This is a genomic window from Paraburkholderia nodosa, from assembly GCF_001718195.1.
Classification (GTDB): Bacteria; Pseudomonadota; Gammaproteobacteria; order Burkholderiales; family Burkholderiaceae; genus Paraburkholderia; species Paraburkholderia nodosa_A.
Genome location: NZ_MCNV01000006.1, coordinates 79,660 through 96,334, shown reverse-complemented (window position 1 = coordinate 96,334; position 16,675 = coordinate 79,660). Strand labels below are relative to the sequence as shown.

17 protein-coding genes are annotated in these 16,675 nt (G+C 66.3%); 13 read left to right on the top strand and 4 right to left on the bottom strand.

Annotation, left to right across the window (positions count from 1 at the left end):
* Nucleotides 1-22: 22 nt before the first annotated feature.
* The gene (locus tag BFD71_RS13150) at nt 23-754 is read left to right on the top strand and encodes an RNA polymerase sigma factor FliA (RefSeq protein ID WP_069264361.1); all 732 of its coding nucleotides are present in this window, start codon (nt 23-25) and stop codon (nt 752-754) included.
* Nucleotides 755-926: 172 nt separating this feature from the next.
* Here the strand turns inward: BFD71_RS13150 and BFD71_RS13145 are convergent, their stop codons facing one another.
* The 3 genes from BFD71_RS13145 to flgA all read right to left on the bottom strand — a co-directional run bounded on the left by BFD71_RS13145 (nt 927) and on the right by flgA (nt 3,248).
* Nucleotides 927-1,370: a flagella synthesis protein FlgN gene (locus BFD71_RS13145; protein ID WP_069264359.1), complete on the bottom strand. Its 444-nt coding sequence runs from the start codon at nt 1,368-1,370 to the stop codon at nt 927-929.
* Between the two features lie 50 nt (nt 1,371-1,420).
* Nucleotides 1,421-1,765, bottom strand: coding sequence for a flagellar biosynthesis anti-sigma factor FlgM (gene flgM / locus BFD71_RS13140; RefSeq protein WP_069264357.1), 345 nt, complete (start codon nt 1,763-1,765; stop codon nt 1,421-1,423).
* A gap of 181 nt (nt 1,766-1,946) precedes the next feature.
* Nucleotides 1,947-3,248 carry a flagellar basal body P-ring formation chaperone FlgA gene (flgA, locus tag BFD71_RS13135; protein WP_069264355.1) on the bottom strand — a complete coding sequence of 434 codons (1,302 nt, stop codon included), beginning with the start codon at nt 3,246-3,248 and terminating at the stop codon, nt 1,947-1,949.
* A 246-nt stretch (nt 3,249-3,494) separates the two neighbouring features.
* On the opposite strand from flgA, the gene BFD71_RS13130 reads away from it, so the two are divergent.
* The 12 genes from BFD71_RS13130 to flgL all read left to right on the top strand — a co-directional run bounded on the left by BFD71_RS13130 (nt 3,495) and on the right by flgL (nt 15,770).
* On the top strand, nt 3,495-4,010 hold the full coding sequence (locus tag BFD71_RS13130; protein WP_069264353.1) for a flagellar basal body protein: 516 nt from the start codon (nt 3,495-3,497) through the stop codon (nt 4,008-4,010).
* An 88-nt stretch (nt 4,011-4,098) separates the two neighbouring features.
* Nucleotides 4,099-4,524, top strand: a complete 426-nt coding sequence (flgC, locus tag BFD71_RS13125; protein ID WP_028203363.1) for a flagellar basal body rod protein FlgC — start codon at nt 4,099-4,101, stop codon at nt 4,522-4,524.
* A gap of 201 nt (nt 4,525-4,725) precedes the next feature.
* Nucleotides 4,726-5,373 carry a flagellar hook assembly protein FlgD gene (locus BFD71_RS13120; protein WP_083245249.1) on the top strand — a complete coding sequence of 216 codons (648 nt, stop codon included), beginning with the start codon at nt 4,726-4,728 and terminating at the stop codon, nt 5,371-5,373.
* Between the two features lie 26 nt (nt 5,374-5,399).
* Nucleotides 5,400-6,647, top strand: coding sequence for a flagellar hook protein FlgE (gene flgE / locus BFD71_RS13115; RefSeq protein WP_069264350.1), 1,248 nt, complete (start codon nt 5,400-5,402; stop codon nt 6,645-6,647).
* Between the two features lie 27 nt (nt 6,648-6,674).
* The gene (gene flgF, locus BFD71_RS13110) at nt 6,675-7,433 is read left to right on the top strand and encodes a flagellar basal-body rod protein FlgF (RefSeq protein ID WP_069264348.1); all 759 of its coding nucleotides are present in this window, start codon (nt 6,675-6,677) and stop codon (nt 7,431-7,433) included.
* A 65-nt stretch (nt 7,434-7,498) separates the two neighbouring features.
* Nucleotides 7,499-8,287: a flagellar basal-body rod protein FlgG gene (flgG, locus tag BFD71_RS13105; protein WP_069264346.1), complete on the top strand. Its 789-nt coding sequence runs from the start codon at nt 7,499-7,501 to the stop codon at nt 8,285-8,287.
* Nucleotides 8,288-8,301: 14 nt separating this feature from the next.
* Entirely contained in the window at nt 8,302-9,033 is a 732-nt protein-coding gene (locus tag BFD71_RS13100; protein ID WP_370684274.1) for a flagellar basal body L-ring protein FlgH, read from the top strand.
* A 32-nt stretch (nt 9,034-9,065) separates the two neighbouring features.
* Nucleotides 9,066-10,226, top strand: a complete 1,161-nt coding sequence (locus BFD71_RS13095) for a flagellar basal body P-ring protein FlgI (RefSeq protein WP_069264718.1) — start codon at nt 9,066-9,068, stop codon at nt 10,224-10,226.
* Between the two features lie 10 nt (nt 10,227-10,236).
* The gene (gene flgJ, locus BFD71_RS13090) at nt 10,237-11,238 is read left to right on the top strand and encodes a flagellar assembly peptidoglycan hydrolase FlgJ (protein ID WP_069264342.1); all 1,002 of its coding nucleotides are present in this window, start codon (nt 10,237-10,239) and stop codon (nt 11,236-11,238) included.
* A 268-nt stretch (nt 11,239-11,506) separates the two neighbouring features.
* Entirely contained in the window at nt 11,507-12,277 is a 771-nt protein-coding gene (locus tag BFD71_RS13085; RefSeq protein WP_028203371.1) for a flagellar brake protein, read from the top strand.
* A gap of 209 nt (nt 12,278-12,486) precedes the next feature.
* Nucleotides 12,487-14,514 (top strand): flagellar hook-associated protein FlgK, encoded by a 2,028-nt coding sequence (gene flgK, locus BFD71_RS13080; protein WP_069264340.1) that lies wholly within the window; start codon nt 12,487-12,489, stop codon nt 14,512-14,514.
* Between the two features lie 11 nt (nt 14,515-14,525).
* Complete coding sequence (flgL, locus tag BFD71_RS13075) at nt 14,526-15,770, top strand: flagellar hook-associated protein FlgL (protein ID WP_069264338.1); 1,245 nt, start codon at nt 14,526-14,528, stop codon at nt 15,768-15,770.
* Nucleotides 15,771-15,854: 84 nt separating this feature from the next.
* Here flgL and fliR read toward each other — a convergent pair whose 3' ends face one another.
* On the bottom strand, nt 15,855-16,646 hold the full coding sequence (fliR, locus tag BFD71_RS13070) for a flagellar biosynthetic protein FliR (RefSeq protein WP_069264337.1): 792 nt from the start codon (nt 16,644-16,646) through the stop codon (nt 15,855-15,857).
* Nucleotides 16,647-16,675: the final 29 nt, after the last annotated feature.

Sequence of the window (16,675 nt, the reverse complement as noted above, 5' to 3'; positions counted from 1 at the left end):
GAGATGAGAAGTGGAGAGCACGATGTATAACGCTCAAGGAAAAATTTCGCAGGCCGACGTGCTCGCGAAATACGCGCCGCTCGTCAGACGGCTCGGCTTGCAGCTCGTCGCCAAGATGCCGGCGAGCGTGGACCTCGACGACCTGATCCAGGCCGGCATGATCGGCCTGCTCGACGCGGCCAACCGCTACAAGGAAGATCAGGGCGCGCAGTTCGAGACCTACGCGAGCCAGCGCATTCGCGGCGCAATGCTCGACGAGCTGCGCAGCAACGACTGGCTGCCGCGCAGCCTGCGCCGCACCTCGCGTGAAGTGGAAAGCGCGGTGCACAAGGTGGAGCAGCGGCTCGGGCGCTCGGCGAGCGAGACGGAGATCGCCGAGCATCTGAGCATGCCGCTCGACGAGTACCAGAGCATGCTGCAGGAACTGCATGGCAGCCAGCTCATCTACTACGAAGACTTCGACCGCTCCGCCGAGGACGAACCGTTCCTCGACCGCTACTGCGTCGATCATTCGGACCCGCTTTCGGCGCTACTCGACGACAGCCTGCGCGGCGCGCTCATCGAGGCGATCGACCGGCTGCCCGAGCGCGAGAAGCTGCTCATGTCGCTCTATTACGAGCGCGGCATGAACCTGCGCGAAATCGGCGCGGTGATGGAGGTGAGCGAGTCGCGCGTGTGCCAGCTGCACAGCCAGGCGGTGGCGCGCCTACGCACGCGACTGCGCGAGATGTCGTGGGCCGGCCAGGAGAATTGAGGCGGTAGACGGCGCGCGCGGCGGCCAGCGCGAGCGGGACTGAAGTTGCAATGAAAGAGCCAGGGTGCGAGAGTGCCCCGGCTTTTTTGTTGGCGGACTGGACTCGCGCAAAACAAAAAAGCCGAAGCATCACTGCTTCGGCTTTTGTCTTTGGCGGATGCTCTACGCGCGCTTACAGCCCGAACGCCGGCAACCGCCCATCGGGACCGTACAGCATCGAGCCGTTGCCCGTTTCGCCGCGCAGGATCGAGAGCGCGCGGCGGTTATGTTCCATGCGCGTGCGGATCATCATGCCAATGGTGAGATTCTTGCGGCGCGCACGCTCGGTCGACCCCTTGAGCAGCGCCCACTGACTTGCCAGACGCGCGTCGCCGTCGCAGGCCATTTCGATGCCCTTGCGGCCGCCCGGCAGGCCGAGGCCGGCCAGTTGCGCGTCGCGCGCTTTTTCGAGGCCCGCGAGACGCTGCGTGAGCGTCGTCTTCTGCTCGACGATTTGCGGGAGCGCCTCCATGCCATCGGCCGACACGAGCGCCTTTTCTTCATAGGCGAGCAGCGACGCGAACGCCTCGACCGTGGCGTGTTCGTCGATCAGTGTGGCCAACAGGGCATCTTTCATTGCAAGGCACCAAAAAAAGCGAGGTTTGCGCGGCGCTCGCGCATCGGGCGTCAGTTGCCCGACGTCGGCTTCATGAGGTCGCGCGCGGTCTGGATCACGCCGTCGGCGATCTTGCCGGAGTCGATCTGCAACGTGCCGTTGCGGATCGCGTCCTTGATCGACTGCACGTGCGCCGTGTCGATGTCGGCGGAACCGCTCGCCGCGAGCGAGCGCATCGTCGACGAGAGCGACGACAGGCTCACGTTCGCGCCGCCTTGAGCGGCGGCGGTCGTGCTGCCTGCCGCGCCGGAGGTGGTAGCGGTGTCGGTGCTTACGCCGGTCGAATCGGCTTGCGAGCGCGCGAGGCCATCCTGCAGCGTGCGCGGATCATTGCGGGTGGAGGAGTCAACTTTCACGATGGGCGTTCCTGATCGATTTGACCTTGATAACGGCACAGGTCGGGCCGAACTTTAGCCGAAAAATCCCACCGTTACATGCTGTTACGTGTGCTGGCGCACAAAGCCGGAGACGGCCGGATCGGGCCGCCGGACGGGGCTCGGCGCGCCCTGATCCGGCCCTTGCCAGCGCTTACCGGCCCTAGATCTGCACCTGCACGGTACCCGCGTCCTTGACCACGCCCGAGATGATCTGGCCACCGCTCGTGCGCACGCGCACCTGCTGGCCCGGCTCGGCGTTGTTGAGCGCGCTGCCCTCGGCGGAGATCGTGAAGTTGCTGCCCACGGCAATCACCTTGACCGTCTGGCCGATGACCACCGAGGCGGCGCTGCGCAACATGTCGGTGCGCAGCGGCAGTCCCGCGGAAATCCGGGCGAGCGCGACGGCGCCGGTCGCCTGGTTGGGATCGGTGATGATGGTCTGCGGCAGGTTCGCGAGGTCGCCCGCGCGCGGCATGAAATCGGCGGCCGAAAGCGCTTCGCCCGCGCCGATCTGGCGCGAGGCCACGTAGTAGGTCACGTCCACCGCAATGCGCGCGCTCACATAGAGCGTCCACGGCTTCGCGCCGATGCAGCGCACGCCCACGGTCGTGTGGCCATAGGTGCGCGCGCCCGGCGGCATGAACGGCTCGAGTGACGTGCAGGCTGCGAGGCCACGCGGAAACACCGGCGCGACCGTGATGCTCACGTGGCCCGGCAAGCCTGCCGACTGCTGCTGCAGGAAGGCGAGCGCGGCGGCGCGGATCGATTCGCCGTCCTGCTGGCCCGGCGGCGTGGCCTGCACGTTCGTGGCGACGGCGCTGGTATTGGGATTCGGCGGCGCGCCGGTGCTTGCGCTGGCAACCGGCTTCGCGAGCGTCGCCGCGCCGGCGTCTACGACCACCGGGGCGACGCGGTTCGCGGCGGTAGACAGGTTCACGCGCTGCAGCGTGCCCGCGTTGTTCGCGTTGGCCGCCGGCACGCGCATGGGCTGGGCGCTCGCGCCCGGCGCGGGAACCGTGACGATGCGCGGCGCGTCGCCTTGGGGCGCGCGCTCGCCGGGACCCGGTATCGTGATCATGCCGTTCGACTCGACGCCCGCGCGTGCGTCCTCCGGCACGCCGCGCGAATTCAGATCGGCGTAGCTGGCCGCGCGCAACGGTGCGGCCTCATTGGCGGGAGCAACGCTGGCTACAGCCGCGGCGGGCTTCTTCGCATTGCTCGCGAGCATCGCGTTCATCTGCGCGGCGTCGGCGCCCGAGCGGTCGCCGGGGCCCGCAATGAAGATCTGGCCGCCGGCGGCTTCAGATTGCGCCGGAGTTTGTGCATGAGCGAGCGTGCCGCCAAAGAGCGCGCTGCCAAGGGCGCAGGCCAGCACGCACGTCCAGGACGCGCGCCACGACAGCGCGCGCGCACGCCGCTCCAGGCCGTCGTGCGGCCTACGGAAAGGGGCAGTCTGCGGCATTGTCGTTCTCCATCGATTGCATTGACACGCCTCGCATTCTAGGCGGCGCCCCCCGCGCGCTTGCGTCGAATAGAGGGGCGCTTTACCGGCTATTCGTCCGATTGGTTCTTGCCACCCCCGCCTAATATTCCACTCCATGCGCAAAGGCCTTCGGACCACGCGCCTAACGTTTGCGCCGGTTTCCCCGCCGCCTGGCGAGCCCGCCGCGCTCACGCCGAATCCTTTTCGTTTCACGGAGAACGCCCGATGCTGGACAAACTCGATGCCGAATTCGCCTTTGGGCGCGAAGCGCTCGATGTGCGCGCCACGCGGCAGGCATTGATCTCTTCGAACATCGCGAACGCCGACACGCCGGGCTACCAGGCGCGCGACGTGGACTTCGCGGCGTCGCTCGCCGGCGCTTTGCGCCAGCAGGGCGCCGGCGGCACGGTGGGCATGAAGGCCACCTCGGGCGGCAACGCCCAGCCGCTCGCCATGGCGCAGCCCGCGGGCGTGACGAGCGGCATGCAGATGGCGTCGACCAAGTCGGGCCACATGGCCGGCGACGCGAAGCTGATCCCGACGGGCGGCCCCGCCGACACCTACAAGAGCCAGCTCATGTACCGCACGCCGGTGCAGCCCGCGCTCGACGGCAACACGGTCGATCTCGACACCGAACGCGTGCAGTTCGCCGACAACGCGCTGCACTTCGAGTCGGGCATGACGGTGGTCTCGCAGCAGATCAAGACGATGCTCTCCGCGATCACCTCGGGTTCGAGCTGATCGCCGCACGCAACCGGAAGACGCAGTAACGAAGCCATGAACGACCAACGCGCGCGTGACGCGCACCTGATGTGAGGTCTACGAAACCATGCCATCCCTGATGAACATCTTCAGCGTTGCGGGCTCCGCCATGACGGCGGAATCGCAGCGCCTGAACGTGACGGCGTCCAACCTCGCCAACGCCGACAGCACGACCGGCCCCGACGGCCAGCCGTACAAGGCGAAGCAGGTCGTGTTCGCAGTGAACCCGCTCGGCGGCGCGCGCACGGCCTCGGGCCAGCAGGTGGGCGGCGTCAGGGTGACCGGCGTGGTGGACGACCCGACGCCCATGAAAGAGACCTACGATCCCGACAATCCCTCCGCCAACGCGGACGGCTACGTGACGATGCCGAACGTCGATCCGGTGCAGGAGATGGTGAACATGATCTCGGCGTCACGCTCGTACCAGGCCAACGTCGAAACGCTGAACACGGCCAAGACGCTGATGCTCAAGACGCTCACGATCGGAACGTAAAGCGGCAGCCTGAAGCACGGCAAGCCGCAGTCAGTACGGACACTGCAGTACATACAGAGACCAGCGGGCGCGAAATGAAGCAGCGCCTGCCACCACCACACGCCAAAGCACGAAGCGCAATCGAGGGAGAACGCGTTGAGTTCCAGCAACACAACCATCGGCGGCAGCACCGCCACCGTGTCGCAGCAACTGCTCGACACCATGAACGGCACGAGCTCGAGTTCGTCGTCGGCGTCGTCGAGCGGCACGAGCGCGAGCGACCTGCAGTCCACGTTCCTGCGGATGCTCGTTGCGCAGTTGCAGAACCAGGACCCGACCAATCCGATGGACAGCTCGCAGATGACCTCGCAGCTCGCCCAGATCAACACGGTGTCGGGCATCCAGCAGCTCAACACGTCGCTGTCGTCGCTCTCCACGCAGCTTTCGGCGGGCCAGAACGCGCAGGCCGCGCTGCTGATCGGCTCGACCGTGCTCGCCCCGGGCAGCAGCGCCGCCGTGTCGAGCGGCAGCGCGCCGCAGCTCGGCGTGACGCTGCCTTCGGCGGTCTCGGACGTGAAGCTCACGATCACCAATTCGGCAGGCCAGGTCGTCAACACGCTCGACCTCGGCGCGCAGTCGGCCGGCACCGTGCCGGTCACCTGGAACGGCAAGGACAGCTCGGGCAATACGGTCGCCGACGGCACCTACACGATCAGCGCCAGCGCGACGACCAACGGCCAGTCAGCCACGGCAACCGCGCTCGTCGCGAGCCAGGTGCAGGGCGTGGTCCAGAAGTCGGACGGCACCCCGAGCCTCTCGCTCGCCAACGGCAAGACCGTCGCGCTTACGAGCGTCGGCGCCATTCTCTGAACACGATAAACGCGGAGTAGACAACCATGGGCTACCAGCAAGGATTGAGCGGCCTCGCCGCGTCGTCGAACGACCTCGACGTGATCGGCAACAACATCGCCAATGCGAACACCGTCGGCTTCAAGCAGAGCACGGCGCAGTTCGCCGACGTCTACGCGAACACCATCGCGACGTCGGTGGGCAACCAGATCGGCCTCGGCGCCTCGCTCCAGACCGTGCAGCAGGACTTCGCGCAAGGCACGATCAGCACGACGGGCCAGGCGCTGAACGTCGCCATCAACGGCAACGGCTTCTACCAGATGTCGCACAACGGCACGATCACGTATTCGCGTAACGGCGTGTTCCAGCTCGACAAGAACGGCTTTATCACCGACGCGTCGGGCAACGACCTGATGGGCTATGCCGCCAGTTCGACGGGCGTGATCAACACCGCGCAGACCGTGCCGCTGCAGGTGCCGACCACCAACATCGCGCCGGTTGCGACCAAGAACATCACGGCGCAGCTGAACCTGAACGCGCAGGCCACGACGCCTACCACGACGACCTTCAGCGAAACCGACTCGACGAGCTACACGTATTCGACGTCGGTCACGGCTTACGACACGCTCGGCGGCGCACAGACGGTCAACATGTATTTCGCGAAAGACGCGACGAGCGGCCAGTGGACCGTGTATGCCGGTCAGCCCGGCTCGGTGGAAAAGCTCGGTACGGCGCAGTTCAGCTCGTCCGGCGCGCTGCAGAGCATCACGCCGGATCCGACCAACGCCACCGTGTCGAGCAACGGCACCACGTCGTTCACCTTCAGCATCAACCCGACGGACGGCTCCACGAAGCCCCAGTCGCTGACGCTCGACCTCGCGGGCACGACGCAGTACGGCTCGGCCAACGGCGTGAACAACCTCGCCCAGGACGGCTACGCGAGCGGCACGCTCTCGAACTTCTCGATCGCCGCGGACGGCACCATCACCGGCAACTACTCGAACGGCCAGACCATGTCGCTCGGCCAGATCGTGCTCGCCAACTTCAACAACCCGAACGGCCTTTTGAACCTGGGCGGCAACCAGTTCCAGCAAACGGCGGCCTCGGGCGTCGCGCAGGTCTCCACGCCGGGCAGCACGAACCACGGCACGCTCACGGGCGGCGCGCTCGAAGCGTCGAACGTCGACCTGACGAACCAGCTCGTCGACCTGATTACGGCCCAGCGCAACTACCAGGCGAACGCGCAGACCATCAAGACGCAGCAGACCGTCGACCAGACGCTGCTGCAGATGTAACGCGGCTAACCACGTACCGGGCACATCATGGACCGACTGATCTATACCGCGATGACGGGCGCGAGCCAGGCGCTCGAGCAGCAGGCCGTCGTCGCGAACAACCTCGCGAACGTCTCGACCACGGGCTTTCGCGCGCAGCTCGCCAACTTTCGCGCCGTGCCGATGTCGTTCGGCGACGGCTCGACGGTGAACGACCAGACCACGCGCACCTACGTGCTTTCGGCAACGCCTGGCTCGGACATGACGCCCGGTGCGATCTCGCATACCGGCAACCCGCTCGACATCGCGATTCAAGGCCAGGGTTTCATGGCCGTGCAGACGGCCGACGGCAACGAGGCCTATACGCGTGCGGGCAACCTGCACGTCGATGAAAACGGCCAGCTCGTCACGGCCAACAACCTGCAGGTGATCGGCGGCGGCGGCCCGATCGCGGTGCCGCCGGGCTCGGCGATCACGATCGGCAAGGACGGCACGGTATCGGCCATCGCGCCGGGCAGTCCCGCCAACGCGATCGCCATGATCGACCAGATCAAGTTCGTCAACCCGCCGGCAGGCGCGATTACGCGCGGTGACGACGGCCTGTTCCACACGTCGGACGGCAACCCCGCCGACGCGGACCAGACCGTCCAGGTCGCAACCGAGTCGCTCGAGGGCAGCAACGTGAACCCGGTGGCGGCGATGGTCTCGATGATCACCAACGCGCGCCAGTTCCAGATGCAGACCAAGCTGCTCCAGAACGCGGACCAGAACGAGCAGAGCGCGAACCAGCTGCTCAACTTCAGCTAAGCCATTTCAAGTTAAATGAAGGCCGCCTCGCGCTGCGCGCGAGGCCGGACCGGGAGAAAGACACCGTGAACCGATCGCTCTACATCGCCGCCACCGGCATGAACGCCCAGCAGGCGCAGATGGACGTGATCTCGAACAACCTCGCGAACGTGAGCACCAATGGCTTCAAGGGCTCGCGCGCGGTGTTCGAGGACCTGATGTACCAGACGCTGCGCCAGCCGGGTGCGAACTCGACCCAGCAAACCGAACTGCCTTCGGGCAGCCAGGTGGGCACGGGCGTGCAGCAGGTGGCGACCGAGCGTCTCTATACGCAGGGCAACCTGCAGCAGACCGGCAACTCGAAGGACGTGGCGATCAACGGCGCCGGCTTCCTCCAGGTGCAGATGCCCGACGGCACGACGGCCTACACGCGCGACGGCTCGTTCCAGACCAACGCGCAAGGCCAGCTCGTGACGGCGAGCGGCTACCAGGTGATGCCGGCGATCACGGTGCCCGCCAACGCCACCTCGCTCACCATCGGCAGCGACGGCGTGGTCACGGTCACGACGCCGGGCTCGAGCAATAACACGACCATCGGCACGCTGCAGCTCGCCATGTTCATCAACCCGGCCGGGCTGCAGTCGAACGGGCAAAACCTGTTGTCGGAAACGGCATCGTCGGGCGCGCCCACGGTTTCCACGCCGGGCCAGAACGGTTCGGGCACGCTCAATCAGGGCTACGTGGAATCGTCGAACGTGAACGTCGTGCAGGAACTCGTGAACATGATCGAGACGCAGCGCGCCTACGAAATCAACAGCAAGGCGGTCACCACTTCTGACCAGATGCTGCAAACCCTCAGCCAGATGCAGGTCTGAGGTCTCCCTGGTTAATCAAGTCGGTGAAGAATATGTCGCAGTCCGTTCGAAACCATCCTCGCATCCGCGCGCGGCATCCGGGCACCCCCCGGGCGCTCGTGGCGGCTGTGGCGCTCGCGATGCTGGCGGGCTGCGCCTACCTACCCAACCGGCAGCCGATCACGCAGCAGCCCATGACGGCCGTGCCGCCCCCGCCGCCCGCGAACACCTCGCCGGGCGCGATCTACAACCCCGGCTACGCGGGACGGCCGCTCTTCGAGGACCAGCGTCCGCGCAATACCGGCGACATCCTCACGATCGTCATCTCCGAAAACATCAATGCGACCAAGTCGTCGGGCGCGGCCACCAAGCGCGGCACCAGCGCCAGCTTCTCGGGCACCGCGAACTTCCTGCCGGGCTTCTTCAACCGCGCGAACCTGAATACGACGGGCGCGAACCAGTTCGACGCCACGGGCGGCGCGAACGCTTCGAACACGTTCACGGGCGTCATTACCGTGACCGTGACGAACGTGCTGCCCAACGGCAATCTCGTCGTGTCCGGCGAGAAGCAGATGCTCATCAACCAGGGCAATGAATACGTGCGCTTTTCCGGCGTCGTCAATCCGAACACCGTTGCCGGAGACAACTCTGTGCTATCGACCGACGTCGCCGACGCGAAGATCGAATACTCCGCGAAAGGCGTGATCGACGAGGCCGAGACGATGGGCTGGCTGCAACGCTTTTTCCTGAACATCGCGCCATGGTGAAGATCCGCTTCCATCGTTCGCGCCGCTCGCGCATGAAGGACGTGCTCGCCGCGCTCGGCGTGGCATTCGGCTTCGTGGTGGCCTGCGGTGCGCTCGTCGCCTACGCGACGCCGGCGCGCGCCGAGCGAGTGAAAGACCTCGCGACGTTCCAGGGCGTGCGTGACAACCCGCTCATCGGCTACGGCCTCGTGGTGGGTCTCGACGGCACCGGCGACCAGACGACCCAGGCGCCGTTCACGACGCAGACGCTCGCGAACATGCTCGCGAACCTCGGCATCTCGATCAACAACACGTCGAGCTCGTCGGGTTCCTCGTCGACGCTCAACAACATGCAGCTGAAGAACGTCGCCGCCGTGATGGTGACGGCCGTGCTGCCGCCGTTCGCGCGGCCGGGCGAGCAGATCGACATCACGGTGTCGTCGCTCGCCAACGCGAAGAGCATTCGCGGCGGTACGCTGCTGCTCACGCCGCTCAAGGGCGCCGACGGCCAGGTCTACGCGCTCGCGCAGGGCAACGTGGCCGTGGGCGGCGCGGGCGCCTCGGCCAACGGCAGCAAGGTGCAGGTGAACCAGCTCGCCGCGGGGCGCATTGCCGGCGGTGCGATCGTCGAGCGCGCGGTGATCTCGCCGGTTTCGCAGCAAGGCGGTCTGCTCACGCTGACCGTCAACGACATGGACTACGACACGACGCAGCGCATCGTCTCGGCCGTCAACAACATGTTCGGCCCGGGCACGGCCTCGCCGCTCGACGGCCGCACGATCCAGGTGCACGGGCCGGCCGATCCGGGGTCGCAGGTGGGCTTCATCGCGCAGATCCAGGACCTCAACGTGAATCCGGCCACGCCGGCCGCGAAGGTGATCCTGAACGCGCGCACCGGCTCGATCGTCATGAACCAGATGGTGACGCTGGAGAGCTGCGCGGTCGCGCACGGCAATCTCTCGGTCGTCGTGAACACGCAGACGGCGGTGAGCCAGCCCGGCGCGTTTTCCAACGGCCAGACGGTGGCGACGCGGCAGTCGCAGATCCAGCTGAAGCAGGACAACGGGTCGCTCAAGCTCGTAACGGCGGGTGCCAATCTCGCCGAGGTCGTGAAAGCGCTCAACGCGCTGGGCGCCACGCCGGCGGATCTGATGTCGATCCTGCAGGCGATGAAGGCGGCGGGCGCACTGCGCGCCGACCTCGAGATCATCTAAGGGGTGCAACTTGGATAATACGAAGAACATCGGCGGCGGCAGCCTCGACCTCACCAACCGCTTCGCGCTCGACGTGCAGGGCTTCGACTCGATGCGCGCCGCGGCGAACGCCTCGCCCCAGCAGGGCGTGAAGATGGCCGCGAAGCAGTTCGACGCGGTCTTCACGCAGATGATGCTCAAGAGCATGCGCGACGCGACGCCCGACGACGGCCCGCTCGACTCGCACGACGGCGCGCAGTTCACCTCGATGATGGATCAGCAGCTCGCCCAGCAGATGTCGAACAAGGGCATCGGCGTGGCGAACGCGATGCTCAAGCAACTCATGCGCAGCATGGGGGGCGCTGCCGGTGCCGATGGCGCGGGTGGTGCCGGTGGTGCGGGCGGCGTGGCGGGCGCGATCTCGGGGCTTTCGGGCAAGGACGCGAGCGAGGGCAACCTCGCCATGCTCAATGCGCTCGGCCGCGCCTACGGCAACACTGCCGCCAATGGCGCGCTCGCCAACGGCTCGGGCTACAGCGGCAACAGCGCGCTCACGCCGCCGGTCAAGGGCAACGGCGACGCTTCGGTGGACGCCTTCGTCGACAAGCTCGCCAACGCCGCGCAGCAGGCCAGCTCGACCACGGGCATCCCGGCGCGCTTCATTCTCGGCCAGGCTGCGCTCGAATCGGGCTGGGGCAAGCGCGAGATCAAGAACGCCGACGGCTCGGCGAGCCACAACGTGTTCGGCATCAAGGCGAGCAAGGACTGGACCGGCAAGACCGTCTCGACGGTCACGACCGAGTACGTGAACGGCCAGCCGCATCGTGTGGTGGAGAAGTTCCGCGCCTACGACTCGTACGAAGACGCGATGACCGACTACGCCACGCTGCTCAAGAACAATCCGCGCTACGCGTCGGTGATCAACGGCTCGAAGAGCGCCGAAGGCTTCGCGCACGGCATGCAGCGCGCGGGCTACGCGACCGACCCGCACTATGCGAAAAAGCTGCTGACCATCATGCAGCGGATGGCCTGACGATCGATTCGACGCCCGGCGCCACGGTTGACGTCAATTAGGCAACCGCAAACGTTGGCTCGGCGCAGTTGCCGGAAGAAGCTGCGCACGCGTGTTTCATGCAGGGAAAAGGCACATTTTTTTTACGCCCAATCCCTAAATTTTTCGTCATGTCTGCCGCTAATGCAGGCGAGATGGAAAAGCAATCCGGGCGGTCGGACCGCCCGAACGGCGCGTGCGGAAAGGGTCCGCTCTCGCGCCGGCACGTTCACGAATTTCCGGCAGGCCGATGAATACCGTTCAGTCGAATCCACAGGAAGCAGGCGAGGGCGCCGAGGGTGCCGACGGCTCCCACGATTTTGGGCGCCGCAATCCGCTCGAGATCGGCGTCCAGCTACGCAATCTCGTCAATCGCGGCGACTTCCTGACCCTCCAGTATCGCGGCGGACAGCTCGTCACGCGCATTCTGGCCGTCAACGGACGCGAGCGCACTTTCGTGTTCGACTGGGGCGCGATGCCCGAGCAGAACACGGGCGTGCTCGCGGCGCCCGAGTGCCTGTTCCACGCCTCGCCCGACGGCGTACGCGTGGAGTTCAAGACGGCTACGCCGCGGCGCACCGAGTTCGAAGGGCACCCCGCGTTCGAAGCCGATTTCCCCGAAGTGCTGTTCTACGTGCAGCGGCGCGAGTACTTCCGCGTCGACACGCCCGTGCTCGAGCCGTGCATCTGCCGCGGCGAGCTGCCGAGCGGCGGCCCGCGCTTTGCGTACGAGGTGCATGACCTCTCGCTCGGCGGCCTCGGACTGCGTACGACCGAGGAGCGCGTCGCGGACCTCGCCATGGGGCTCGTGCTGCCCGACGTCGAACTCGACCTGCGCGCGCACGGCAAGCTGCGCGTGGATCTCGCGCTCGTCGTGCTGCGCTTCATCGATCTGCCCAACGGCGACCGCCGCTATCACATGGGCTTTCGCTTCGACGCGCTGCCCGGCGCCTCCGAGAACACGCTGCAGCGCTATATCACGCAGCTCGAGATGAAGCGCCGCGCGCTCGCGCGTGCCTGAGCGGCACGCGCCTCGCCCGCACGATCCGCCACACCCCGGACGGCGCAGCGCATGCTGCGCCGGCGCGCCCGCCGCGCGGCAGCCGCGCACGCGCCCACTCGCTAACGTTTTCGTCCCCATCGGGCGCTCAATTTTTGCAGTGCGTTGCCGTTATACCGTGAGTACACCACGCGGTTTGCCAGGGGGCAGGCCGCTTTCGAGGATTACGCATGTCCAACATTTTCTCGATCGGTCTGAGCGGCCTGCAGGCGGCGCAGATTGGTATCTCGACCACCGGCGAGAACATCAGCAACTCGACGACCGCGGGCTACACCGTCGAGAAGCCGGTGTACCAGGAATCGGCAGGCCAGTACACGTCGAACGGCTATCTCGGCAGCGGCGTCACCACCGCCACCGTGCAGCGCGCGTACAGCCAGTACCTCACGACGGCCGTCAACAATGCGCAGACGGCCAGCAGCTCGTACACGGCTTCGTACAACCTCGCCACGCAACTCTCGAATCTCGTGGGCAGCCCGACCTCGGGCATCGCCACCGCGATCACGAACTTCTTCACGGGCCTGCAGAACGTCTCGAATTCGCCTTCGGATACCGCAGCGCGGCAAACCGTGCTCTCCGACGCGCAGACGCTCGCCACCCAGATCAACGCCGCGAGCCAGCAGTACGACGCGATGCGCCAGAGCGTGAACACGCAGCTCACGAGCGCTGTCTCGCAAATCAACACCTACACGCAGCAGATCGCGAACCTCAACGCGCAGATCACGTCCGCGAGCTCGAGCGGCCAACAGCCGAACCAGCTGCTCGATCAACGCGATCAAGCGGTCGCGAACCTCTCGCAGCTCGTGGGCGTACAGGTCGTGCAGGGCAGCACCGGCTACAGCGTGTTCCTCGGCAACGGCCAGCCGCTCGTGGTCAGCAGCCAGAGCTACAACCTCGGCACGCAGCCTTCGAGCACCAACCCGCAGGAACTGGCCGTGACCTGGCAGGGCCTGAACGGCGCGAGCGCCGCATCGCAAGGCGCGCCGCAGGTGCTGTCGTCGGCCGCGCTGCAAGGCGGCACCGTGGGCGGCCTCGTTTCGTTCGTCTCGTCCACGCTCGATCCGGCGGAGTCGCAACTGGGCGCGATCGTGACGAGTTTCGCCGCGCAGGTGAACTCGCAGAACGCACTCGGCCTCACGCTCTCGGGCGGTGCGGGCGGCAATCTGTTCACGGTGGGCAACCCGCTCGTCACGGCCAGCTCGACGAATCCCGACACGCAGACCACGGTCAGCGCGACGCTGACGAACAGCACGCAGCCGCTCACCGACAACTACAAGCTGAGCTACGACGGCACGAACTGGAACCTCACCGATACGACGACGAACTCGCTGGTCGCGACCCAGCCGAACGGCACTGCGCCGATCAAGATCGGCGGCTTTTCGATTACGCCTTCGGGCACGGTGAGCGCGGGCGACTCGTTCATGATCCAGCCGACGGCCGGCGCACTCGCGAGCTTCTCGGTCGCGACCAGCGACCCCGCGGCGATCGCGGCGGCCACGCCGGTCGTCGTGTCGGCGTCCACGACGAACGCAGGCACGGCTACCGTGACGCAAGGCGCGGTGGGTACGGGCTATTCGACGACGAACCTGCCGGTCACGCTGACGTACAACTCGACGTCCGGCACGCTGACCGGTCTGCCCAACGGCACGACGGTCACCATCACGACGCCGGGGTCGACGACCACCAGTACCGTGACGATCAACAGCGCCGCGACGCCGCCGGTGACCGGCGTGCCCTACAACCCGACCACGGGCGCGACCTTCACCATCACGAACCTCACGGATTCGGCCGGCGCGAACGCCACCGCGACCAACGTGAGCTTCACGATGACGGGCACGCCCTCGAACAACGACACGTTCACGGTGGCGGGCAACAAGAGCGGCACGCAGGACGGCCGCAACGCGCTCGCGCTCGCGAACCTCACGTCGAGCACGGCGTACACGGGATCGAGCACGCTCACCACGGCGTATGCGAACTACGTGAACTCGATCGGCGACACGGCAAGCCAGCTCAAGGCGTCGAACACGTCGCAGCAGTCGCTCGTGACGCAGCTCACCTCGCAGCAGCAGTCGGTGCAGGGCGTGAACCTCGACGAGGAAGCCGCGAACCTGCTGCAGTATCAACAGCTCTATCAGGCCAACAGCAAGGTGATCCAGACGGCGGCATCGCTGTTCCAGACCCTGCTCGGCATTTTCCAGTGAGGCGCTGACCCATGCGTATCGCGACTTCCCAGATTTTTTCCTCCAGTCTGTCGACGATGGAGAACCAGCAGTCTCAGCTCCTTCAGGTCCAGCAGCAGATCTCGACCGGTGTGGCGATTTCGAACCCGGCCGACAATCCGCTCGGCGCCGCGCAGGCCGTGACGCTTTCCGCGACGAGCGCGACGCTCACTCAGTATTCGTCGAACCAGACCACGGCGCTTACCGCGCTGCAGCTCGAGGACACGACGCTCTCGAGCGTGACGAGCACGATGCAGAGCATCCACTCGCTCATCATCGAAGCGCAGAACGGCTCGCTCACCGACCAGGCGCGCCAGGCGATCGCCAAGCAGATGCAAGGCGACCGCAACCAGCTGCTCACGCTCGCCAATACCACGGACGGCGCGGGCAACTACATCTTCTCGGGCTTCCAGAGCACCTCGCAGGTATTCTCGAACAAGTCGGGCGGCGGCGTGACTTACAACGGCGACGCGGGCCAGCGCGTGATGCAGGTGGCCGGCACGCGCAACATCGCGGTCGGCGACACGGGCACGACTGTGTTCCAGAGCGTGCAGGCCGTGGGTTCGGCCAACGTGGCCTCGGGCAGTTCGTCGAACAAGGGCACGGGCGTGATCAGCGGCGTGACGGTGACGGACCCGACCCAGGCGACCAACAACGACCACTACTCGATCGCGTTCGCCACCGACGCGACCACGGGCGCGCTCACCTACACGGTGACCGACAACAGCGTCAGCCCGGCGACGACCACGACGCCGGCCAATTACACCGAAGGCAATCCAATCTCGCTCGGCTCGGGCATGAGCGTGACGATGTCGGGTACGCCCAGTGCGGGCGACTCGTTCTCGGTGACGCCGGCCACGGCGTCGCAGAACACGGACGTGTTCGCGAGCATCGACAGCATCATCGCTGCGCTGAACACGCCCACGAGCGGCTCCACCGCCGCGGTCGCGAACCTCAACAACGCGCTGAACACGGGCCTCACGCAGATCGGCAACTCGCTGTCGAACGTGATCACGGTGCAGGCTTCCGTGGGCGGCCGCGAGCAGGAAGTGAAGGCGCTGCAAACGGTCACGTCGACCAACTCGCTGCAGGTCACGTCGAACCTCACCGACCTCACGAGCACCAACACAGTGGCCGCGATCAGCCAGTTCGAGCAGCTGTCGAACGCGCTCACGGCTTCGCAAAAGAGCTTCGCGGCAACGCAAAATCTCTCGCTGTTCCAGTACATCAATCCTTGATCGTGAGGCATTGAGCGGTCGAAAAAAAAGCGGATTCCGATCCGCTTTTTTATTGCGCTGCGCGCGCGTCGTGCGAGGCGCGTTTCAACCGTGCGGCCGCAGCGCGCCGGCCACGCGGCCCATCTGGTCGATACCGCTGTCGAACAGGCGCGCGAAGTAGGGAATCAGGTTCGGCATCATCAGCTGAATGAGCAGCAGGCCCACGAGCATCGTGAGCGCGAAGCCGATCTGGAAGATACCGATTTGCGGGGCCGCGCGGTTCAGAATGCCGAGCGACAGATTGGTGATGAGAAGCGCGACCACCACCGGCAGCGAAAGCAGCAGGCCCGAGGTGAGGATCGTCGCGCCATAGCTGGCGATCAGCTGCCAGCCCGAGGCGCCGAGCACGCTCGCCGTGACGGGCAGCGTCTGGAACGTGGCGACGAGCGCCGCGATCATCTGCAGATGGCCGTCGAACACGAGGAAGGCCAGCATCGCCATCATGTTCAGCCAGGAGGAAAGCGCGGGCGAACTGGTGTTGGCCTGCGGGTCGAAGAAGCTCGCGAAGCCCAGACCCATGCCGAGGCTCATCATGTCGCCCGCCGCGGTGACGACCGCGAACACGAGCTGCATCGTGAAGCCGAGCGCCACGCCGATCAGGAACTGGTTGACGAGGATCCACACGCCCTCGGCGGAAAACACCGTGACTTGCGGCATCGCGCCGAGCGTAGGCGCGACGATCAGCGTGATGAAGCCCGCGAGGCCGATCTTCACGCGCGTCGGCACGGAGCGGTTGCCCACCAACGGCGCGACCGCCACGAGCGCCAGAATGCGCGTGAACGGCCAGAGGAAGGCCGTGAGCCAGGCGTTGAGCTGCGCGTAGGTGACCGTAAACATCGTGTGCCGGAAGACGAGCGCCGAAAGCG